Raw genomic sequence first — 23,096 nt, forward strand, 5'->3', positions numbered from 1 at the left:
AACTTGATTGCTGAATTATTCATCTACGCCATCTTTTTAAACTGGTGAATATTGCTACACTTGCGCCCTTTGTAATTTGTCTTTGGGGTGTTTGCTTGTGTTTGAGAAATTGGCTGAGAAAAGTTTAAATTTAATGGGATGGGAACTGGATAATCACTGGGACCTGAATGTGGATCAGTGTGTCATGATTGCCGCCCCGCATACCAGTAACTGGGATGCCTTATATGCGCGTCTGGCATTGAAAGCATTAGGTGTCAATGTACGTCTAACCATTAAAGACAGCTACATGAAACTGCCATTTGGGCCTTTTGTCCGTGCAATGGGCGGTATTGGGATCGACCGTAGTGTGAAGCAAGAGGGACAGGAACGTCCAAGCATGGTCCAACTGATGAGTGACCTGTTTAAAACGCATCCTAAATTGGTAATGCTGGTGACACCAGAGGGGACACGGGCAAAACAGGAGCAGTGGAAAACTGGTTTTTACCATGTCGCCATGACGGCAGGCGTACCGATTGCTTTAGCCTATATGGACTATGCCAAGAAAAAAACAGGAGTTGGAAAAATGATCTACCCAACAGGAAACTATGAACAGGATATGGCTGAAATCATGGCATTTTATGCTGAAATCAATGCAAAGCATCCTGAAAAATTTAGCGTTGACCAACGCTATGCGAATAATAAATAATTTGGTTGATTTCAAAAATATAAACTAAGGTGGGATTTTCCTGCCTTTTATAACACTTCGTTGCAAATTTCTCCTATTTTCAATGCTATAGTCATTTTTTATTCATACCTTAGAGAAACCACTTGAGATCTTTATTGCTCGCATGTGGCCTTTTTGCCACCACCCAACTCAGCCATACCCAGATTTTTTTGCCTACACAAAATATGGGTCAAACAGAAGTGCCTGATATTGGAAGCGGTATTGGTTTGCTTGATCAACAAAAAGAAAAGCTCATTGGTGAAAAGGTATATCGTGAAGTGCATCGCCAGATGCCCACCATTCAGGATGCATGGCTGGAAGATCAGTTTCTACAGGTATTCTCAGGTATTTTAAGTCAAACCCAACTAGGGCAACCGATTGGATTGGTCATTATCAAAGACCCCCAGATCAATGCGTTTGCTGTACCAGGTGGCTTGTTTGCACTCAATACGGGACTCATTACCTCAGCAAAAAATCTTGATGAGATTGCAGGGGTGATGGCGCACGAGATTGCACACGTCGCACAACGACATTATAGCCGTTCGCAAGAGGCATTTAAGGGACAGGGTCTATTGGCCTTGGCTGGTATTATTGTCGGGGCCGCGATTGCCTCACAGTCAGATAGTGATGTAGGCTCTGCTGTCATGCTTGGAACGCAAGCTGCCTTAATGGACAAGCAACTCAGCTATAGTCGGAATCAGGAACGTGAGGCTGACCGTATCGGCATGCAGTTTATGTACGCGGCAGGCTACAATCCGCAAAGCATGGCTGATTATTTTGAAACTATGCATCGGGCAACCAGTCGAGTCAGTTTTTTGCCTGATTTCTGGCTTACCCATCCACTCACCACAGAACGTATGAGTGAGGCGCGGTTACGTGCCAATCAGTTGCCTCAAGTCAAGTCTAAAATCTATGACCTCGATTTTGACATATTAAAATGGTACACCCAGGTTGTTTCAAATCAGGCGACAGAAATCCAGTTACAGGCGCTTGCCAATCAGAAGAATATCGCGGGCTTATTGGCGCTTAGCAAGTTTTATCTGATGCAGGGAGACTATGCTCAGGCACAGTCCAACCTTGATCTGGTTAAGGTAAAATTAAAGTCGCATATTCTGGTTCCCCTGATTCAAACCGATATTTATCTGGGACAAAACAAGTTCGATCAGGCATATGACAGCATCAGTTTACTACAAAAAACCATGCCTGAAAATCGAGCTTTATCCTATAAATTGGCTGAGGTCTTAATCCGCCAAGGCAAGATTGATCAGGCACAAACTCTGGTACAGCGCTTTATCAGAAAAAATCAGCGTGATATAGAGGGATGGCAGCTTTTACAGCAGGCGACCAATCTTGATAAAAGTTCACCACTGCAAGCGGTAAATGTGCTGTGCTATCGTGCGGAAGCTGAATATTGGTCTGGCTATGAAGAAAATGCGATTAAATCCATGCTACATGCCCAACGCTTGGCAAAAGGTAACTTGGCAATGTCAGCAAAAATTGACTCGCGCTTGAAACAGATGCAAGATGATCGCCGTATGAAAATTTAAAAATTAGGAAAAATAGAAATGATTAAAGGGCAGTGTCTATGTGGGGAAGTGCAGTATCAATATCATGGGGAAATCGAAAATAGTATTTTGTGTTATTGCCAACATTGTCAGCAGGCACAGGGCAGCATTGCAGGATGGAATAGCCCTATAGATCAACAAAAATTTGAATTTTTATCAGGGCAGGAGCAACTCAAGGAATATTTTCATACTCCAAATAAGGCCCGCGTATTTTGCCAACATTGTGCCAGTCCAATTTATTCTTATCGTACCGATTTACCTAATATCATCCGTTTGCGTTTGGGAACGGTAACTGAGGGGAATCTTCCAGCACCGCAAGAAGAATTTTTTACTGAACATAAACCAAGTTTTATTGAATTACGATAAGATGATGGTGGTAAGTCATATTCATTGATGAAGTTAAAAGATTTATGAAGAAGTTTATTTTTTTTATTTTTATGACTGGTTGTATGGGGAACAGTTTTGCTGCATCCATTGAGCAATATGTCAATGCTGTAGATAAAATTAGGGAAACCTATGCGCAGGATTTGCGCGGATTCTTACGTAGCCTAGACCCTCAGCTCTCTCAATTTAGTCCTGAGCAACAAGCTAAATATTGTGGCATTAACCAGCGTTACATTCAGGATATGTCAGGTGCGATTGAACAAAACCGTTCATCACTACCAGCACAATATGCAAGTATGACCAAGCAGGATTTAATTAAACAAGTGGTTGAGTCTAAAGAGATGCAGATGCTTGCCAAATATAATGTTCAGTGTGATTTTAAATAATAGAAAGACTTTGGGTGCATTGTTAAAAATGAATCCAGTTTAAAATAAGAGAATAAAAATGACAGGATTTGTTGCAGGGACATTGGTACATACCGAAAGAGGTTTAGTTCCAATTCAGGAAATTAAGGTTGGGGATCGGGTTTTGTCTCGTTCTGAGAATAATGAAGAAGAAATGGTATATAAATCTGTTTTAAATATTTCTTCTTCACTTGATAGTATTATTTTTCAACTTTGTTATTACAATATTAAAAATCCTATGTCTGATCTTCAAGCCCAAATATTATATTTGGCAGGTGGTAATTTAATTTGGGTAGTAAAAGATGAGGATGGAAACATCATCGACAAATGGCTTCCAGTAGAGAATATTATTGGCGGATCACAAGTCGTATTAAATAATGGAGATTTAGCTGAGGTTGACGGTATACAGGAAGTATTGAGAACGAATAATAAGAATGTTGGAGATATTTTTGATATTTTGAATGATAGACCAGAAATCTTAGTTGATTTTAGTCATGATAAACTGGAATACTATTACATTGAACATCTTTTTAGAACAAATGAAAGTTATAGGTATGAATATCATAGTGATATAGAACATAATTTTTCTGATAAAATATCTATGATGGTGGGGAACTATAATATTAAAGTTGTAAAAGAATATTTTGATTTTTTTGAAGTACGCACATGCCCTCAACCTTATACAAGGTCAGTTTATAATCTTGAAGTTGAGGATCATCATACTTATTTTGTCGGACATGACGGTATATGGGTTCATTGTTAAAAATGAATCCAATTTTTTAATTCAGTAGATTATATAAAAGGGATGGTTAAGCAAATTAGCTTAATTTTGCTTTAATTTTGGCAGAAACTTGTGCAGGATCGGCACGCCCGGCTATGATCGGACGTAGAGAATTCATCACCTTACCCATATCTTTCATGCTAGTAGCTTCTTGAGCAGCAATCGTTTGCTCAATGATAGAATCAAGTTCTTCCTCAGTCATAGCTGCTGGTAGAAATTGAGAAATAACCTCAACTTCGGCTTGTTCTTTACTAGCTAAATCATCTCGACCAGCGCCAGAAAAGGCCTTGATCGATTCTTTACGTTGTTTAATTTGTTTTTCAATGACCGCAAGAACCTGAGCATCATCAAGCTCAATGCGTTCATCGACTTCGATTTGCTTAATTGCTGCCTGTACACCACGAATAACCGTTACCGTTGCCATATCTTTGGCACGCATAGATGATTTTAATACGTCGGTAATCTGGTCTTTTAAAGTGGTCATATCAGCAGTCAATCACAAATTAATTAGTAAAGGCGAGTAGTACGTACAGATTCGCGAGTCAATTTCTTTTGATAACGCTTAACTGCAGCAGCTTTTTTGCGCTTACGTTCCTGAGTTGGTTTTTCATAGAATTCACGCTTACGAACGTCAGCTAAAACACCCGCTTTTTCGCATGAACGCTTGAAACGACGGATAGCTACGTCTACTGGTTCGCCTTCTTTCAATTTAACTTGTGGCATGTAAAATCCTCTAAGATGATGGGATAGACCTAACGTACCATTACGCCAGATCACAAGTGAAGTGCACTATTTTACTCATTTACAACTCAGATCACAAGTCTATAATAGCCCCGACATTATTTTTAAACGATGTAAAGGCAGTTAAATGATTGTTTTGGGCTTGGAAACTTCGTGTGATGAAACTGGGTTGGCACTCTATGACAGTGAACTCGGCTTGCGTGGACAGGTTTTATATAGCCAGATCAAACTGCATGCTGAATATGGTGGTGTTGTGCCAGAACTTGCTTCACGTGACCATGTTCGTAAAGTGATTCCCCTGATCAATCAACTACTTGAGCAAAGTGGTGTTCAGAAAAAACAGATTGATGCAGTTGCCTATACGCGTGGACCTGGGCTAATGGGTGCCTTGATGACAGGCGCATTGTTTGGTCGTACTTTAGCATTTGCCTTTAATAAGCCTGCAATTGGTGTGCATCACATGGAAGGGCATATGCTCGCACCATTACTTTCAGAGACCCCACCAGAATTTCCATTTGTTGCGTTATTGGTGTCAGGCGGACATACACAGTTGATGGCAGCCTATGGCATTGGTCAATATGAATTACTGGGGGAGTCGATTGACGATGCGGCAGGTGAGGCCTTTGATAAAGTCGCTAAAATGATGAAGCTGCCTTATCCAGGTGGACCAAACATCGCAAAACTGGCATTGCAGGGCGATGCTTTAGCATTTGAGTTCCCTCGTCCAATGTTACATCAAGGTTTGGATTTTTCATTTAGTGGTTTAAAGACAGCGGTTTCTGTGCAGTTGAAAAAACTGGGTAAAGAAAACCGTGATGCTGACGTTGCTGCCTCTTTTCAGGAAGCAATTGTCGATACATTGGTTAAAAAATCGGTTAAAGCCTTAAAGCAAACAGGTTTAAAACGTTTGGTGATTGCAGGCGGGGTCAGTGCAAATTTGCGTTTACGTGAGCAATTGGAAACCTCACTGAAAAAGATTAAGGCACAGGTTTATTATGCTGAACCTGCCTTATGTACCGATAATGGCGCAATGATTGCGTTCGCAGGTTATCAACGTTTAAAGGCTGGGCAGCATGATGGTTTGGCTGTCACCACAACACCAAGATGGCCGATGACTGAGTTACAACCAACCTGAAAATGGAATTGATGATTCTTGTTGGTTGATAGGCTTTAGGTCGGTTTACGTTCTTATTTTATTTAAAAATCAAACCACTATTTATATGGATGGCAATGGCTTGGAGTCAACGCTATTGTGTTAAAGTATTGGATAAATTATTTATTTTGATGAGCTAAAACTCATTAGCGGAGTTCAGAAGTTGAAAATTTCTTATGTTTTTACCTGTGGTCGATTAGAGTCTTTGTTTAAGATTCTGAATCTTATTCAATCTAATGAAAATAAAGAAAAAAATGATAAAGTGATTGAACAGTTTAGAAAGGATATTTCTTTAGGGCGAACTTTTGAGGAGACTGAACTTTATCAATTGATAGAAGACAGTGAAGAAAAAATTGTGGTCAATCGCTTGAACAATATTCTTCGGGACAAACCTGATCATCAGAATAAATTTGATTTTCAGGAATATAAAACGGGTGCCTGGTCTGAGTTTAATGACTATAAGCTGGCAGTTCGTTTCTCTAATGCCAAAACAGAGTTAAGTGAAAAGCACTTTGAAAAAACGGGTGAATACATGACCAGCCGAGGTATTGCAAAACTGACAGGTTTCAATCCAGCTAATATCAAGAATATGTTGCAACATAAAAGAGCTGTCGTGAAAAAAATGCTCATCACATTGGAAAAGTTGGCAAAAGAATATTGATAATCTCTAAAATAAAAAATTGATGCAGAGAAAATTTATTTTTCTGCATCGAGATTTAATTTAATATCTGAATAATAAGAAGAATGATAGCAATTTATTCAAGATTGTTTTTACTATGGATAAAAGCCAATTCATACACAGACCATTTCTTCTCTGATTTAAGATTATTGACTAAGTAAGCAATACACACCAATGCAATTGAAACTGATAAGGCTCACTAAAAGAGCGAGATAACAAGGTACATGTTTTAAATGTCAACAGACCCTAATTAAAAGCTTGGTCAGTTATCACATGATTTTAAGAATTGTCATTCAATAGTCATGGTTTTGTCATTTCGGAAGATTAGGCTACAGCAGTAATTTTATGGGGTAGCTATTATGATGAAGCAAAAAGTATTATTGATTTCAATTCTTACCAGTTTGGCATTAATGGGCTGTGGCAGTGACCATGATGATAATCAAAATACAGCAAAAATGTTAAGTACCGAGCAGACATTAAACTTTGGTGATCGGGATTGCTGGTTGGGTGGAACAGTTAAATTGACAGGGCAAGATAAAAATAATAATGGAATTTTAGAGACTGATGAAATTCAGCAAACCACGCCGAGTTGTATCACAGAAAATGCTTTCGCTCGGGGTGTGCAGCTCACTTATCAGGTGATGGATCATCTGAAAGGTATTGCAGATGGAGCAAAGGCGGGCAATACCATTGAGTTTAGACAGGGTGGTTTCGGTTCTGATCTAGTGGCACATCCAACCAATAAAAACCAATTTTATGCCATTACAGATCGAGGCCCCAATGCCGATTACAACTTAAATAAAGACAATGGCAAGATGTTCCCTGATCCAGCATATGTGCCGCGTATTGGTCTATTTGAAGTACAAACCAATGGCACAGTGAAAAAGATTAAGGAAATTTTACTTAAGGATCGTAATGGGCAAAATATTTCGGGCCTACCTAATGCCAATTTTGGTGCAACCAAAGAAGCAGCTTACGACATTTATGGCAAATTATTAAGCCGTCAAACAGATGAATATGGTCTAGATGCAGAAGGTTTGGTTGCCATGAAAGATGGTAGCTTTTGGGTGAGTGATGAATATGGCCCACATATTGTTCATTATGATGCCAATGGTGTAGAAATAGACCGTATTAATGCTTTTGAAAAAGATACCCGCCGTGTTGGTGGCTATTTACTGCCTGCGGAATTTGCCAACCGTCGCCCGAATCGTGGTATGGAAGGTTTAACCATTACGCCAGATGGGAAAACCTTGGTGGGGATTATGCAATCCACGATGGATAATCCAACAACAGCAGTCAATAAATCAGACTTAACCCGTATTGTAACTATTGATCTAGAAACTAAAAAGGTGAAGCAATATTTATATAAACAGGAAGGTGGAGCAAAAGCTTATTCCAACTCTGCAATTACAGCTTTAAGTAATACCAGCTTTTTAGTTTTAGAGCGAGATGGGGATTTTTATCGAGATAATCCAAGTGCTTTTAAACGTGTTTATAAAATTGATTTGCGTAATGCAACCAATTTAGAAGATATTGCTGAAACAGCTCAGATTAAACAGGATGCTAAACTGGGTTTAACCATTGATGGACAGACTTTAGAACAATATGTTTTAGCAAAAGGTTGGGATGGGTTAAAAACACAGGGTATTTTACCCCCAACAAAAACGCTGGTTTTAGATATGATTGAGAAAGTCAAATTCCCTCATGATAAAATGGAAGGGTTGTGGCTGATTGATGATAAGCGTTTAGGTTTAATCAATGATGATGACTTTGCACTATGGGTAACCAATGGTGTTCTGGAGCAGAAATATTTAGATCAGGATAAGAAAAAAATTGACAGTAATACTTTATATATTATTGATGGATTGGATTTAAAAGCAATACCGTAAATTTTTGAGATGAGAAAAGCCATCAATTGATGGCTTTTTATTTGGGTGAATTACACCATTTTTAATTGCTGCGAACCAATCCAGTGTTTTGAGAACTGGTATGCCGCACGGCCTGAACGCTGCCCACGTGCCTGACACCATCTCAGTGCCTCAGCCCGTACTGTATCATTATATTCCAGATCAGCCTTGCGAATATAATGTTCCACAATGTCCAGATAGAGCTGTTGATCCATTGGATAAAATGAAAGCCATAGTCCAAAACGATCAGAGAGTGAGATTTTTTCTTCAATCGCTTCCTGTGGATGCAACTCGGTATATTGCGGAACATCAACCTTGCGCACAGGCGTATTTTCGTGCATAAATTCAGGCAATAAGTGACGGCGGTTACTGGTTGCATAAATAATGAAATTGGTCGAACCAGATTGAAGAGAACCATCCAAGACACTTTTTAAACTACGGTAATTTTCATCTTCCGCATTAAAGGCCAGGTCATCACAATAGACAATAAACTTTTCTGGACGCTCGGCAATCAGTTTTTGAATTTTTGGTAAATCTGATAAATCGTCACGCTCAATTTCAATCAGGCGTAAACCCTGTGCTGAGTACGCCGTGAGCAGGGCGCGTACAATGGAGGATTTGCCTGTACCACGGGAGCCTGTCAGCAAAATGTCATTGGCAGGGAAACCATTTAAAAACTGTAGGGTATTTTGGATAATCTTGTCTTTTTGGCGTTCAATTCCTTTTAAATCTTCCAGATACATTTTTTTAGGTTGTTGAATTGCGACCAGTTGCTGATTTTCCCAGCGAAAAGCAATTGCTGAAAAATCAGTGGGTTGTTTTGGAACAGGGAGGACTTGCTGGAGCTGTGTTAAAACACTGGATAATGACTGGAGAATAGATTCGGGTAAATCAAGGATAGCCATAAATACAAACCAAACTCAGTGATCAATAAATAGGGATACTATCACTGCTATAGCTAAAATAAAGGAAATATCATCAAAAATATGGAAATAAGTTGATTTTATCCTTGATTGTTGCAGCTGGTTTTTGCATTGTATAAGTGCAGGATTAGAAAAATATGATGCACATCAGGATAACGAATGTTAAATAGAGTTCAAGAAAAAAAGAATACATATCAAACATATAGAATAGATGTGTTACAGGAACAATTACAACATGCCAGTTCTTATGAGGAATGGAGAGAAATTGCACTCAAATTGGACGAGGAATCAGGCACAGAAGCATGGAAATATGACAATGAATCGCCCTATTTTGATGCTGAAATTTTGTCCAAACGCTATAATCTGCTAAAAAGATATCGGCTGCACCATCGTACCCTTGACCTGATTTATGTGTTAAGGGAGGGGCTGACCTATGATTTTGCCAATATTGGGCATCCCATGTTGTTTGCTGAAACGTATATCGGCACCAAAAAAATTATAGAAAATTATGTGGATGAGGTGAGTGACTGTTTAAGGTATTTGGCATCCAGTGAATGTATAACGTTTCAGCTCAAGGAGAAAATCCAGTTTTTTGAGGAATGTCAGAAAGCCTATGGTCAGCCTGCCTTAATGCTTTCTGGTGGTGCAACTTTGGGACTGTTTCATACTGGGGTATGTAAGGCATTGCTGGAACAGGACCTATTACCGAAAGTGCTGTCGGGTTCAAGTGCAGGTGCAATCATGACGGGGATGTTAGGTACCTCATCCGCTAATCAAATACCAGAACTACTCACAGGAAAGCATTTCTTTCATGAAGCATTTCGTTTTAGAAAGGTGATGGAACTCATTAAAGGGCATGGCGGTATTGCCGATGTGATGTACCTTAAAAAATTCCTGATTCACAATATGGGAGACCTTACCTTTGCGGAGGCATATCAGCGCTCTGGTCTACATATCAATATTGCGGTTGCGCCTTACAATGCGTCACAAAACCCGCGTATCCTCAATGCCTTGACTGCGCCGAATGCCTTGGTCTGGAGTGCGGTGATGGCTTCCTGCGCGGTTCCTGTTCTGTTTCCACCCGTCCATCTGACCAGCAAACGTTACGATGGACAGCATACACCCTATATGTCAAACACCAAATGGGTGGATGGCAGTATGCGTAGTGATTTTCCACAGGAAAAAATGGGGCGGTTGTATAATATCAACTACACCATTGCCAGTCAGGTGAATCCGCATATTGTTCCATTTATGCAGAGTGACTTGCAGCGTTATCGTAATGATGTGTTGAGCTGGCCTGAGCGGATTATCCGTCATCAGGGTAAAACCATTGCACTGGATGTGATGGATTTGACCCGTCATTATGTGGGAAGATTTTTCCCGATTCGCCGTGCTCTGGATCATGGTTATGGTATTTTAGGACAGCGCTATTATGGGGATGTCAATATTATTGCCAAATATGGGCTGCGCCACTATGGCTATATGCTCAAAAACCCTCGTCCCAAGTTGTTTAAGATTTTGCAGCAGGAGGGTGAGCGGGCGACCTGGCCTAAAATCGCCTCTATTGAAACCCATGCACGTATTGGTAAAACCATTGAACATTGTTTAGCGTCATTACGCAAACAGGCAGAAAAGCAGCAGAATGAGTTTTATTACGTGGACCTTTGATTCGCAACTTCGGTTGGATGATCTTGCATTAAAAACCAAACCCCAAAGTTATGCCTTTGGACGGCGTTTATATACATTCCAGATCGAACAGCAAAAATATTGGCTTAAATTTCATCAAGCCCATATTCATCAGGTCTTAGAACATGCTTTTCTAAATGAGCTGGATTTTTATCGGCAGAATTCAATATCCAGAAAGCAATTTATTGTTCCTCATCAAATCATTCAGTTTAAAGAAAACACGCCGTTTCACGGACTTGCTTCCAGTGGGCAAGGACTGATCTTGGTGGATACAGAGGATTTCTTTACCAGTATCCCCAGCGATGTACAAGCAATTCAAGAGCAGATATTAAAGGCATTGGAAACACTGGAAAATATGCATCAACTAGGGTGGGTGCATGGTGACCTTAAAATTGAACATTTCCGTTGCCATGAAAATAGCTGCAAGCTGATTGATTTTGAGCAGAGCTTTAAATCACCCTATGCAACCCAGAATTTAACTGCCACACCGCACTATATGGCGCCAGAGCTTTTTCATGCAGAAAGGAAAACAGTTCAGAGTGATTTATATGCTTTTGGTATCATTGTCTATGAATGGCTCACTGAAACAAGGCTACAGGCCAAAACATATCATGATTGGGCGGTATTGCATTGCCAACAACTGCAAATCCAGCTTCCTAAACAGTTTGAATGCTTTTTTCCATTGCTGAATGGGTTGATGCAGAAGCATGTTGAACAGCGTTTTAAGTGGGTTTCAGATGCAAAAGACTGTCTAAACTCGACTATTTTGCTGTAAAAATAAACATAAATACTTGATTTGAATATTATATGTTCATTTGATTGGTTTTTTTAACAGAAACACTTGTCATCAAGGGCATTTCTCACTAATATGCATACCCATCGGGGGCGTGGCGAAATTGGTAGACGCACTGGATTTAGGTTCCAGCGCCGCAAGGTGTAAGAGTTCGAGTCTCTTCGCCCCCACCAAATTTAAAAAGCAAGGGTAACTTGCTTTTTTTATGGTTAAGTCGTTATGATTTGATCATGCTGTTATAGAGGATTGGTGTAATGGTAGCATGACGGTCTCCAAAACCGTTCGTCAAGGTTCGAGTCCTTGATCCTCTGCCAAATATTAAAAAAACCTGTTGAAATATAACAGGTTTTTTTATATCTAAAATTTCGTCCTACATAAAAATTTGGATTGAATAGTATGCTTGCTATTTCATAAAGTAAGAAAATTCATGTATTGGAAGCAGTATGTAACTTATAAATCTGTTTCTTTAAGTTGCCTTTTTATGCAGGAGGGGTGAAATAATTAAGGTAATTTTTTAAAGCTTCTGCATTTTCTATTTTCTAAATGGATTGTCTTTGGAGCGTGAAGTGAACAATACATTTATAAGTTAAAAAAATAGATTCAATATCTTCAAACTAAAAATGCTTTAAATTTTTATGATGTAATAAAATTATAGATTCACAGTAAATATTTTATTGTTATTTTATAGCTGTATTGAATAGCCAGTCAGCCTTTTATTTATATTCAATTCTCTATGTGTTTTACCCAAGGTTCCATTGTGTTTTGTGTGGTAGGGAATATTGTTAAGTTTTAAGTGTATTCAAGTAAATGTAAGAGATTGGTGTAGTGATTTACTCTTAATTTAAAGATTAGCCTTAAATTAATAACTGATTTTTTGTTTAGATTTTATAATTATTTTATTTGGATTGTTAATCTATTTTTTACAATAAGTTTGATCATTTTTAAAACGTTGTTTATTTTTAAAAAATATAATAAAATTAACAACATACATTATTATTCTTAAACTAAACTTAAATATTGAGGGGTTAATATGTCATTAAAAATATGGCAAAAAATGTTATTGGGTGTTGGATTGACTGTAGGAATACAGCAGGTATCTTCTGCAAGTGAACAGCAAGGGGTGACTTGGTTAAAATCTACAGGAAATTCTAAAATAGCCACGCCAATACAGGCTATTCATGAAAAAGAAGTGACTTTAGGATTATATAACCAAACCAATAATAATATTAATGTTGATGAATTATTAAGCGATGAGCAAAGTACAGAAGCTCTGGTTCGGGCTATTATCTTATTAAAATTACAGCAGAAACCGACAGAGCAGATTGTTAATAAAATCTTAAGTTATCAAAATGAAGATGGTGGTTTTGGACACTTATCGGATTGGCAAAGTAATCCTTTGGATACCGCTTGGGTGCTTCTTGCGCTTAAACAGATAAATTCTTCAGATACAACTAGGATTTCCAAAGCCATCAACTATCTGGCAAGTCAACAAAGGGCAACAGGCGCATTTCAGGTTGTTTCTTTAGATGAATACTACGTTACAGCATATGCTCTCACAGCATTAACAGAATATATAAAAGTATATCCACAATATAATGCAGTTGTACTAAAAACGGTAAATTATCTGGAATCCAAACAATTAAGTGCAGGTACATGGACAAATGATTCAGAACAACTTTTTCTGGATGCTTTATTAAATGAAGCTTTACATCCTTATCGAGCTGTAGACCATTCTGCACGTTCTGCCTTTAAAACCAAAGCACTGGAAAAGCAAGCACAGGATGGTAGCTGGAATGAGGATGTGTATACAACTTCAATTATTTTACGTTCATTAAAGACCCAATCGACAACGCCAGTTAATCCGATTACTTCAACCATTAGCTTTAATGTGATTGATGCAGAGACTAAGGCAAATATCTCTAGAGCAAGCATTACTAGCTCAGCAGATAGTGCATCGGCTTTAACATTACAAACTAAAGAAGATGGTAGTGCCATTTTCACAGATGTGAAAGCGGGTGACTATCGTTTTACGCTGAGTAAAGAGGGCTTTGGTTCACTTACTTTTCAGGTGACGTTAAGACAAGGTGAAAGCCTAAACCTTGGGCAGATTGAACTCACACGTAGAGCAAATGTTACAAGCGCATTGGTTCAGGGGAAAGTAACTGATAAAACTACTGGTCAGCCAGTAGTTGGTGCTGAAATTAAATTGGTGAGTGGTACAAATACATTGACTGCTACAACCAATGCAGAAGGACGTTATCAGATTACCTTGGCACAACCTGCGGCATTTACTGTGAATGTTGTGGCAAATGGTTATGTTGGTATTCGCGGTTCAGGTACAGCTACAGCAGGTGGCACCTTTGATTTTTCACCACAATTAATATCTGAGCAAGCTTATATTGGTAACGTTACAGGAATGGTTACTGATGGAAGTGGAGTTGTTCTTGCAGGCGTATCTATTTTAAAAAATGGTGTCGTTGTTGGTCAAACTGATGCGAGTGGTCAGTTTATTTTAGATAAAACCTCAGCAGGCAGTTTTACCCTGACCTTTGAAAAAGTAGGTTATCAGGGGCCAAGTGTCAATATTAACCTGCCTGCTGGACAAACAACGAATATCGGCACAGTACAACTCTTTGCTCAAGACCCTGGCAATCCAAATCAACCTGATCCAGCATTATCCACAGGCAAGTTTGAAATTACAGTTGTTAATGCAAACGGTACTGTGATTCAGAATCCAACTATTATCGCTGAAAAACTGGATAATAATAATCAGGTCATACAACGTCAAAGTTTTAACCCACCAGAAGATGTAAGCAATAATAAACTTTTGGCAGAACTGACAACAGGACGCTGGCGTTTAACAGCACAGCATCCAAGCTATCAAAATAGTACAGGAGCTATTTTTACACTTACAGCCAATCAAACCCAACAAGTACAACTCAAGCTGACATTACTTGCTTATGAATTAAAGGGAACTGTAGTTGATTCGCAAACCAATAAAGCCATTTCAAATGCAAATATTACTATCTACCGCCAAGATAATAATCAACAGTTATATACAGGCAAGACTGATGTATCTGGGAATTTTAGTGCAAAAAATTTAAATACAGATTTAGTCAAAATACAGGTAGATTCAACTCCACATCTAAGTACAACTCGCTTTTTTGATAAACAATATGTTGAGGGAACTATAGCGAATTTAGGTGAAATCCGTTTACGTCCACTGTCAGCGGACACCAGTATGCCTGACCTTAAGGTGATGGCAACGAATACGGTAGGTTTAAGCAGTGATCAACAAAGTCTACAAACAACAGGTGTACTAAAAGCGACTATTGCGAATGTAGGAAATAAAGCATTTACCAAGACTCAGGATGTTGAAATTCTGGCTTTTGCCGATATTAATAACAATCGAATCCTTGATGAGGGAGAGGTTGTACTTGGTAAAACCAAGTTGCCAAAAGGTTTGGAAATACAGGAAGAGGTAGAAGTCGGTTTACAGATAGAAGGTAAGTCTTTATTTAGGGATGCACCAATTGGTGTATGGGTGGATAGTACCAAGCAAGTTGCCGAACGAGATGAAAACAACAATATTCGTTTGACCAGTGATGCAGTAGAAATTAAACCGCAACAGGGAACACTTGAGGCGGAAATTGTATGGAAACATTCAGCATCTACTGACTCTAGTCCAACGGTTGCACCTTTAGAAGATACCAATGGAGACGGTGTAATTGGAAAAGGAGATATTGCCACTATTTTATATCGATCTGGTGGACAGTATCGAGCGATAGATGGAAAAACAGGGGCTTTAAAGTTTACTTTAGCAGGCTCTGGTTCTCAGGAAGTAGCTGCTATTGCTGATTTAGATCGAGATGGTATTCCTGAAATTGTGGTTAAAAATAGTAATAGTTTACTTATCTATAATAATAAAGGACAAATCAAGAAACAATTTTCAACTCCAAGTGTTAGTTTGAATGCAAGTGGATGGTCATCTGATGCATATCATCCAAATATTGCAGATCTAGATGGAGATGGAGTTCCTGAAATATTAGTGAATAATAAAATTTTTAATTATGAGCAAGGGTTGCTTGTTGGTAATTTAACATCTGGGGAAACACAGGCTGTAGCAGATATTAATGGCGATGGTTATCTAGAAATTATTGGTTTGGTAGGGGTAAGTGATCATCAAGGAAATTTGCTATATAGGTTTAAAACAAAAACAGGTACACAGCTTATGCTTAAGTTTTTGGCTGTGGGTGATGTCTTGGGCAGTTCAAAACCTCAAATCATTGCGGTTTATGGAAGCTTGATTTATATTTTTGATGCAAAAACTGGTATTGAAATAGCATCTTATAATGCTCCAAGTGGTGCGGGTGGATCACCTGTTATTGCTGACTTTGATGGAGATGGTATAGCTGATATTGGGCTAGCCAGAACATATAATTATGTTGCTCTTCGGGGAGATGGGAGTGTTATCTGGTCTACTCCAATTAGTGATGGTTCTGGTGGAACAGGTTCTACCGTTTTCGATTTTGATAATGATGGTAAATTAGAAGCAGTTCATTTTGATGAGCAAAATATTCGTGTTTATGATGCTTCAACTGGTGTAGAACGAATCAAGATACCTAATAGCACCGCAACCGCACATGAGTATCCTGTTGTTGTAGATGCAGATGCAGATGGGCATGCTGATATTATTTTAGGATCAAGTGGTCATGGGATTCGCATGATCTCAGGCAAGAACAAAGACTGGGCAAATACTCGCAATATCTGGAACCAATATAGCTACCATGTCACCAACATCAACGATGATCTTACTGTTCCGAACCATGAAGTAAATAGCTGGGAAGCACATAATACCTATCGTGCCAATCTGTTACTTGACCAGAATGCTACAGCAGCAGCCGACCCAACAGCGTCCTATATCCGAGTGAATGACCAAGGTGGATTGAATAAAGCAGACTTTACTGTTCGCATTGGTAATGCAGGAGGTAAACGCATTACTAAAGACTTGCCAGTGAGTTTTTACCGTGTTACAGCCCAACAGGCTGCCAATGGAGAAAAGGGCACTTTACTGGGAACGGTGCTCACCACCAAAGCACTGAATGGCGGTGAATATGAAGATGTGACCTATAGCTATACAGGTAATCTGACAGATTTTGGTGAGATTGTGATCATTGCCAATGATTTAGGTCAAAGCAGTGCGATCAAGATTCAGGAATATACTGAAACCAATAACACTGCTCGTTTAAGTGTCACAGGTGGCTATGAGTCATTAGGTTTAACTGCCAGTCTGGATAAGGCAAATTACCAAGCCAGTGAAAATGTACAGATCACCGCCAATGTCAGTAACTTGGGAAGCTTCGCCAGTGGCGCAACAGTTCGCCATAGCATTTATGATAGTGCCAATAACCTCATTGCCACTTTACCAAGCTATGAAGTGAGTCTTGCAGCAGCAAATCAAAACAATGATAGCCATAGTCAGGCAATGCCTTGGTCATTGGTGGGTATCTATAGTGGACAATATAGGGTACAAACTGATCTGCTCAAACAAGGCAGTGTGATTGCCACAGCCAATAATACTTTAACGGTAGAAAGTGCAGCGGCAGCAAATGGTTTAACCGATACCCGTATACGGACAGATAAACAGCAGTATCCAGTCAATGGATTGGTCACACTGGAAATGCAACTGCAAAACACCTCAAGCAATGACCTGGGCGGAGCCGCAACCGTTGTCACAGAGGTTCTGGACAGTACAGGGCAGGTCATCTTTAACCAGACAGCAAACTATGCACAATTGGCTGCCAATGCCCTGAAACAGGAACAGTACCCATTACAACTGTCCAATGCGAAAGCAGGTAACTATACCGTCCGCACCACAACCACATCAGGGCAGCAAAGCTATACACGTCAAACCAGCTTTAATGTCATCAGTTCAACTCAAACAGGCTTAGGGTTGGTTGGTGCATTAAGTGCCACACCAAATGAAGTCCCAGTAGGTGATACTGTATTACTCAACCTCCAAGTCCAGAATACAGGCAGTGAAGTCTGGTCGAACCTGCCACTGAATATTCGTTTATTTAAAAATGATGATGTTGATGCCATTGCTACACTGAGTACAACAGCCAGTCAGCTTGCTCAGGCACAAAGCTACCAGCATAGCCTGAGTTGGAAAACGCTGGGACAAGGTGGAGATCGAATTACCGCAGCTTTAACCTATATTGCAGGTTCAGGTGAGGAAAAACCACTTGCTCAAGCGAGTTTTAAGCTGGCGCAAGTTCCTGTAGAGGTTGAATTACCAGACTATAAACAGGTGAATAACCAGCTTTTGGTGTACTACAGTTGTGAAGCAGGTTGGCATAAATCAGTGCTGAATTGGGCATTTGGCAAGTTTGATTACGCTTGTTTTAGTGAGCGTGGAAACACACTTAATCGTTATCTGAACGAGATCAAGCTGGAAACAGGTCTGAATTATAAAATTACCTATAGCCCAAGTGAATTTAAAAAGCTGATGCGTAGTGGACGCTATAACAACTACTGGGTTTTGGGTGCGGTTGAGAAATTCCAGATCAGCACCAACGATGAACTGCGTGAACTGAGTTTTAATGGTGAGTCAGTTCTATTCGACAAAGGCATTTTAGACTGGACCAACTATGAATTATTGAACCTGACCGATATACGCTATCGTGGGCATCTACTGCTTTCCAATGCAGAAATGAAAGCACATCAGCCTGTGTATGAAACCAATTTCCCTGTACTCAAGCCAACAGGCGACACGCTGGCATGGTATTTGGGTTCAAGAGCCAAAGTCACAGCAGATTATGATGGACGCTACTGTGCAGGCTTTGATAAAGACTGGATCACCTCAATCGAAACCATTGTTGATCTAAAATTCTATATCTGTAATAGCCAAGCCAAGTATCCAGCAATGGTGACTGCCAACTATGGGGATGGTAAACCATTGGCAATGTCCTTTGACCTACTTAGAAGTCTAATGATTGATGGCTCATCCTCAACCACTAAACAGCAGGCATGGAAAAACCTGCTTAAACAAAGCCTCAGTTATCAACAGGTGGATGCGACTAAACGCCTGAGTTATGCACCGAAAGAGCCTGTATATCTAAGTGTTAAGCTCAACAGTAACCAGAATGCCCAAGCCACTATTGTGGTGCAGCTACCAACAGGTGCGCAATGGCTGGGTGCTGGTACGGTGAGCAATAATCAGGTGAAATTCACAACCTCACTCAATGCGGCAATGGTTGACAATCTAACACTACCGATTGTACTCCCATCCAATGCTGGAACACATGCCATTAAAGTCACGGTCTATAACGGAACGGATACCAGTACAACGGCATTAAACAGTAAGGAATATCGTTTCCTTGTACGGGGAGTGAATGAGCGAGTCGCGTTATTGGATGGGGAAATCCGTAAATGGCGTGTCGGTTTGGGAGATCTAGTCCAAGTCACAGCCATTAAAACTTTATTGGGAACTGCCAAACTTAACAGCACTTTGGGTTTACATGACCTTGCGATTGCGGGCTATGCCGAAGCAGGTGGGGCGATGGATCGTTTAAATAACATTGATGCCAAGGCAGCGAGAAAGGAACTGGATGAACTGATTCGTACCTTGCAAATCCAGTGGTATCAAAACAATCAGTAAATTTTAGAGGGGATAGTGTGGCGTGGATATTTCGTCCTGTCACGCTAACAAAAAGTTAAATACGAAGATAAGTTAAGTTTTAACACTTGGTGAAACAATGAAATTTAGTAAAACATTAAAACGCTGTATAGCGGGGACAATTGTACTTTGTCATGCAGGAGTACTGTCTGTACCCGCAATGGCTGCGATTGAACAGGAAGCCTTTGGACGGGTCAAGCCAGGTACTGAGGGTTCAGTGAGTCAGTCTGATCTGGAGCAAATGCAAGAGTTGGTCAAGAAAATGCAGATGCGTTTGACTGATCTACGTCCTACAGCAAAGACCAGTGCATCACAATTACAGAAACTCAACCAGCAGCAGGAAACGCTCAGAGCAACCACCACCAAGCAGATTCTGGAATTACGTAATAATATTGCACAGGAAACAGCCAAAGCCGTTGCAGACATCCGACAGGAAGCACAGCAGTTTAAAACCAAGAAAGTTGCCAGTAGCATTATTGCTCGACAGGAACAAACCGCCAAACTGATTGAACAACGCCAAGCAGTGATGGATGGTTTATTTGACCAGTTGGCAGCAGCCAAGGATAGCAGTAGCCGAAATGCAGCTTTGGACAAAATCTCAAGTCAAATGACAGCATGGGAACCAAAGAAATTACAGCGTGATTTTAAGGAACTGCCGTGGGGACGACCAGACAGCAAAGTTCCAGCTCCAGTGACAGCACAGGATTTTAAACAACTTGCACCTGCACTGGAACACTATCGGGTCAAGAATGATAAAATCACCATTAACCCAAAATACAAACCCTTGGCGGATGCCTCAACCTTAAGCCCCGACCAACTCTGGCAACAGGCAACGCCAACGGTGTTGACCAGCACCAGTGTGGGACAATGGCAAAAAATTGCCTTTAATGGCATGACGCTGAGTGACCAGAATAAATGGCCTGTACTGGCTTCACTGCCTGTAGCAACACAGACAGAAGACCTTACAGCCAATGAAGATGTACAGATCACCCAAGAGATCAAGGATCTTGCAGCACAGTTAAAACATAACCCAGCACAGATTTATAAATGGGTTTATGACAATATTGAATTTATTCCGACCTATGGCTCGATACAGGGTTCAGCCTATACACTGGAAACCAAACGAGGCAATGCCACCGATACCAGTAGTTTATTGATTGCCTTGTTACGTGCATCAGGGATTCCAGCCCGTTATGTATCAGGAACGATAGATGTGCCTGCCGAAGTTGCAAAAGACTGGGTGGGAGGCGTCAATAATCTCAGTGCAGCAGGGAACCTGATTGGACAAGGCGGTGTACCGAGTGTGATCATGACCAGTGGTGGCAAGGAAACCCATTTGCGTATGGAACATATGTGGGTCGAAGCAAAACTGGACTTTATTCCAAGTAAAGGCGCAGTACAGACCAATGGACAAAACAACCCGAATATCGAGGATAGCTGGGTGCCACTGGATGCAAGCTATAAACGCTATGAACGTACCAAAGGTATAGACCTCGCCAAAGCAGTACCATTTGATGCAGAAGACTTCCTCAACAAAGCCCAACAAGGTGCAACTGTTGATGAGGCTAATGGCAGTGTACAAAACCTGAATGCAGCCAATATTGAAACAGCAACCAAAGCCTATCAGGACAAGGTTGAAGCCTACCTCAAACAACAACACCCAACGGCAACAGTGGGTGATGTATTAGGCACAAGCAAAATCAAGACTTATAAAAGTAAGATGCTGAGTCCAGTCCTGCCATATCAAGTGGTTGCAGTGGTACGTGACTATCACACCTTGCCAGACACTATGCGTCATTACTTCCACCTCAATGTCTATGATGCAGCCGACCCTTATGCTTCAATGATGGGGAGCTATGCAGTTCAGTTTAAGATTCCAAGTACCCAGTTACGTGGTAAGTCACTAGCACTATCATTCCGCCCAAGCACAGAGGCAGATGCACAAGCTATAGCGAATGCCTTACCAAAACCTGATGCGAGTGGCAACATTGACCCAAGCAAGTTACCAAAATCCTTATCCAGTTCAATTCGGGTGACAGGAGAAATCACACTGGATGGACAAGTATTAAAGACCTTGCCAAGCTATAACCTAGGCACAGACATTCAAGCCAAAATGGGCTTTATGAGTCCAAACAACAGTTGGAGTTTACCAAACAAACAGTTTAGTGCAGGTGAATACCATGCGATTGGTTACAATATGCAGGGGATTGGCAAGCCACAAATGGAGAGACTGAAAGCAAAACTTGAAACAGCCAAAACCAAGATTGAAACTAAAGATGAAGCGCAGATTAAAACACTGAATGGACATGATGTCACAGGCTCAATGTTACAGGCTGTGGTACAGAGTTACTTTGGTCTAAATGATACTCAGGATGAAGTCTTGGAACGTCAATTAGGAGTGATCAATCATTCCTTTATGAGCTTTGGGACATTCTCAACAAGTTTGCAGGGTGTATATAGTTGGGGAGTACTCAGAACGGCAAAATTTGCTGGAATGGTGATGGATATCGACCGTATCGGTGCAACGATTGTTGATAAAGATAATAAACAAGCAAATTTGTTAGCCTTTACTCAACAGCAAGGACCACGGCAAAGTCTTTATGAAAATCAAATTCCTGAGATGTTTTTTAATGATCCAAACAGTACACAGAAGAATGTAGAGGGCGTAAGTGCAACCAAGATTTTAAAACTAGCCAATGACCAAGGGCAAAAGATTTATCAAATTGATCGTAATAATATTAACGCAATTCTTCCTCAACTTAACCATGAAAGTCAGGTTATTACAGATATAACTAATGCAGTTGCAGTAGGGAAAGTGGTGACCACCAGTGAGAAGAGTATTACCTTTAATGGCTGGAAAGGTAGTGGTTATATTATCGTCGATCCAAATACAGGTAGTGGCGCTTATATGATTAGTGGGGGTATAGATGGTGGACACACAACAGGGGCGATGTTTGTAGGATTGATGTTAGGAGCATTAATAGGTTTGGCTATGACTTTTATATCTATTCCATGGGTAGCATTAGCATTTTTGTTGTTAGTAGCTTTAGCAGTATTGCTTTATATATTTGTATGGGATGAGGCTGAAGATGCGTGTTTCTTAGGTGGCTTGGGGGCAGGCTTATCTCTTACGGGATCTGTTATGACAGCAACTTTGAAAGCTTCAGCAAAGGGAATAATTGGTGCAAAAACGTATGCTAAATTAAAAGCAGCAGAAGCTTCAGAAACAGGAGCTTTTTGGGCAGGTATAGCAGGAACACTTGTTTTTTGGAGTTTTCCTGGAACTGATTGGCCAAATTGTATATAAATTAACTGGTTTACTCCTTTGTTTAAGGGGTAAACCAAACCTAAATAAAGAGATTAAATATGAGAAACTCTGAAATGTTATCTTTAATAATAATTGTATTAATATCAATAATGATTTGTATTTTATTTTTTTTTGATACTAATTTTATATTAAAGAAATTTTTTCTATCGCTTGTAATGTTTTTCACTATTCCTAGTGGATTTATGATTTATGAAAATTTAAAAAACAAACTCAATATTAAAGGTAATTTCTTAAAAATTGATATCTTATATTATTTTCTTGTATTTTTGGGGGGAGGGTGGTGCTTTCTTTTTTTATTTGGATATATTGAATCGTATGAGGATTTTAGTATTTTAAAGTATTTTATTTTGATTTTTTATTTATTTATTTAT

General features: G+C 39.9%; 15 protein-coding genes, 2 tRNA genes and 1 pseudogene. 14 read left to right on the top strand and 4 right to left on the bottom strand.

The annotated features are described in order from the left end of the window. The first annotated feature begins 97 nt into the window (after positions 1-97). The 5 genes from N5J47_RS06310 (at position 98) to N5J47_RS06330 (ending at position 3,819) form a co-directional block, all read left to right on the top strand. Positions 98-685, top strand: a complete 588-nt coding sequence (locus N5J47_RS06310) for a 1-acyl-sn-glycerol-3-phosphate acyltransferase (RefSeq protein ID WP_279960286.1) — start codon at positions 98-100, stop codon at positions 683-685. A 182-nt stretch (positions 686-867) separates the two neighbouring features. Continuing rightward, entirely contained in the window at positions 868-2,250 is a 1,383-nt protein-coding gene (locus N5J47_RS06315; protein ID WP_279960339.1) for a M48 family metalloprotease, read from the top strand. A gap of 18 nt (positions 2,251-2,268) precedes the next feature. Beyond that, the gene (locus tag N5J47_RS06320) at positions 2,269-2,634 is read left to right on the top strand and encodes a GFA family protein (RefSeq protein WP_279960285.1); all 366 of its coding nucleotides are present in this window, start codon (positions 2,269-2,271) and stop codon (positions 2,632-2,634) included. Between the two features lie 44 nt (positions 2,635-2,678). Further along, positions 2,679-3,038: a hypothetical protein gene (locus tag N5J47_RS06325; protein ID WP_279960284.1), complete on the top strand. Its 360-nt coding sequence runs from the start codon at positions 2,679-2,681 to the stop codon at positions 3,036-3,038. Positions 3,039-3,096: 58 nt separating this feature from the next. Then, positions 3,097-3,819, top strand: a complete 723-nt coding sequence (locus N5J47_RS06330) for a hypothetical protein (RefSeq protein ID WP_279960283.1) — start codon at positions 3,097-3,099, stop codon at positions 3,817-3,819. A 55-nt stretch (positions 3,820-3,874) separates the two neighbouring features. On the opposite strand, the gene N5J47_RS06335 is transcribed toward N5J47_RS06330, so the two are convergent. Next, entirely contained in the window at positions 3,875-4,321 is a 447-nt protein-coding gene (locus N5J47_RS06335; protein ID WP_004677044.1) for a GatB/YqeY domain-containing protein, read from the bottom strand. 23 nt (positions 4,322-4,344) lie between these two features. After that, positions 4,345-4,560, bottom strand: a complete 216-nt coding sequence (gene rpsU, locus N5J47_RS06340) for a 30S ribosomal protein S21 (protein WP_004652785.1) — start codon at positions 4,558-4,560, stop codon at positions 4,345-4,347. Between the two features lie 145 nt (positions 4,561-4,705). Here rpsU and tsaD point away from each other — a divergent pair, with 145 nt between their 5' ends. Both tsaD and N5J47_RS06350 read left to right on the top strand, forming a co-directional pair. Further along, positions 4,706-5,713, top strand: coding sequence for a tRNA (adenosine(37)-N6)-threonylcarbamoyltransferase complex transferase subunit TsaD (gene tsaD / locus N5J47_RS06345; protein WP_279960282.1), 1,008 nt, complete (start codon positions 4,706-4,708; stop codon positions 5,711-5,713). Between the two features lie 181 nt (positions 5,714-5,894). After that, positions 5,895-6,392, top strand: coding sequence for a hypothetical protein (locus N5J47_RS06350; protein ID WP_279960280.1), 498 nt, complete (start codon positions 5,895-5,897; stop codon positions 6,390-6,392). Positions 6,393-6,486: 94 nt separating this feature from the next. On the opposite strand, the pseudogene N5J47_RS06355 reads toward N5J47_RS06350, so the two are convergent. Then, positions 6,487-6,594: pseudogene (locus tag N5J47_RS06355) on the bottom strand (HPP family protein); the annotation flags it as partial. Between the two features lie 178 nt (positions 6,595-6,772). Between N5J47_RS06355 and N5J47_RS06360 the strand changes: the two are divergent. Further along, entirely contained in the window at positions 6,773-8,299 is a 1,527-nt protein-coding gene (locus N5J47_RS06360) for an esterase-like activity of phytase family protein (RefSeq protein ID WP_279960338.1), read from the top strand. Between the two features lie 50 nt (positions 8,300-8,349). Here the strand turns inward: N5J47_RS06360 and N5J47_RS06365 are convergent, their stop codons facing one another. Then, positions 8,350-9,222 (bottom strand): ATP-binding protein, encoded by an 873-nt coding sequence (locus tag N5J47_RS06365; protein WP_279960279.1) that lies wholly within the window; start codon positions 9,220-9,222, stop codon positions 8,350-8,352. Positions 9,223-9,399: 177 nt separating this feature from the next. On the opposite strand from N5J47_RS06365, the gene N5J47_RS06370 reads away from it, so the two are divergent. The 6 genes from N5J47_RS06370 to N5J47_RS06395 all read left to right on the top strand — a co-directional run bounded on the left by N5J47_RS06370 (position 9,400) and on the right by N5J47_RS06395 (position 22,704). Continuing rightward, on the top strand, positions 9,400-10,908 hold the full coding sequence (locus N5J47_RS06370) for a DUF3336 domain-containing protein (RefSeq protein ID WP_267979076.1): 1,509 nt from the start codon (positions 9,400-9,402) through the stop codon (positions 10,906-10,908). Next, positions 10,883-11,701 carry a protein kinase gene (locus N5J47_RS06375; protein WP_279960277.1) on the top strand — a complete coding sequence of 273 codons (819 nt, stop codon included), beginning with the start codon at positions 10,883-10,885 and terminating at the stop codon, positions 11,699-11,701. The genes N5J47_RS06370 and N5J47_RS06375 overlap by 26 nt, the downstream gene beginning before the upstream one ends. 106 nt (positions 11,702-11,807) lie before the next feature. After that, positions 11,808-11,892, top strand: a tRNA-Leu gene (locus N5J47_RS06380). A 67-nt stretch (positions 11,893-11,959) separates the two neighbouring features. Continuing rightward, positions 11,960-12,033: transfer RNA gene (locus N5J47_RS06385), tRNA-Trp, on the top strand. A 716-nt stretch (positions 12,034-12,749) separates the two neighbouring features. After that, positions 12,750-19,379: a carboxypeptidase regulatory-like domain-containing protein gene (locus tag N5J47_RS06390; protein ID WP_279960276.1), complete on the top strand. Its 6,630-nt coding sequence runs from the start codon at positions 12,750-12,752 to the stop codon at positions 19,377-19,379. A gap of 97 nt (positions 19,380-19,476) precedes the next feature. After that, positions 19,477-22,704 carry a transglutaminase domain-containing protein gene (locus N5J47_RS06395; RefSeq protein WP_279960275.1) on the top strand — a complete coding sequence of 1,076 codons (3,228 nt, stop codon included), beginning with the start codon at positions 19,477-19,479 and terminating at the stop codon, positions 22,702-22,704. Positions 22,705-23,096: the final 392 nt, after the last annotated feature.

Source organism: Acinetobacter sp. GD03645 (assembly GCF_029845285.1).
Classification (GTDB): Bacteria; Pseudomonadota; Gammaproteobacteria; order Pseudomonadales; family Moraxellaceae; genus Acinetobacter; species Acinetobacter corruptisaponis.

Bases quoted from the DNA above. Each gene is read 5' to 3' on its own strand.
- N5J47_RS06370 (WP_267979076.1), top strand. From the start codon at position 9,400: ATGTTAAATAGAGTTCAAGAAAAAAAGAATACATATCAAACATATAGA.
- N5J47_RS06330 (WP_279960283.1), top strand. From the start codon at position 3,097: ATGACAGGATTTGTTGCAGGGACATTGGTACATACCGAAAGAGGTTTA.
- N5J47_RS06375 (WP_279960277.1), top strand. From the start codon at position 10,883: ATGAGTTTTATTACGTGGACCTTTGATTCGCAACTTCGGTTGGATGAT.
- N5J47_RS06360 (WP_279960338.1), top strand. From the start codon at position 6,773: ATGAAGCAAAAAGTATTATTGATTTCAATTCTTACCAGTTTGGCATTA.
- rpsU (WP_004652785.1), bottom strand. From the start codon at position 4,560: ATGCCACAAGTTAAATTGAAAGAAGGCGAACCAGTAGACGTAGCTATC.
- N5J47_RS06325 (WP_279960284.1), top strand. From the start codon at position 2,679: ATGAAGAAGTTTATTTTTTTTATTTTTATGACTGGTTGTATGGGGAAC.
- N5J47_RS06390 (WP_279960276.1), top strand. From the start codon at position 12,750: ATGTCATTAAAAATATGGCAAAAAATGTTATTGGGTGTTGGATTGACT.
- N5J47_RS06335 (WP_004677044.1), bottom strand. From the start codon at position 4,321: ATGACCACTTTAAAAGACCAGATTACCGACGTATTAAAATCATCTATG.
- N5J47_RS06365 (WP_279960279.1), bottom strand. From the start codon at position 9,222: ATGGCTATCCTTGATTTACCCGAATCTATTCTCCAGTCATTATCCAGT.
- tsaD (WP_279960282.1), top strand. From the start codon at position 4,706: ATGATTGTTTTGGGCTTGGAAACTTCGTGTGATGAAACTGGGTTGGCA.
- N5J47_RS06320 (WP_279960285.1), top strand. From the start codon at position 2,269: ATGATTAAAGGGCAGTGTCTATGTGGGGAAGTGCAGTATCAATATCAT.
- N5J47_RS06395 (WP_279960275.1), top strand. From the start codon at position 19,477: ATGAAATTTAGTAAAACATTAAAACGCTGTATAGCGGGGACAATTGTA.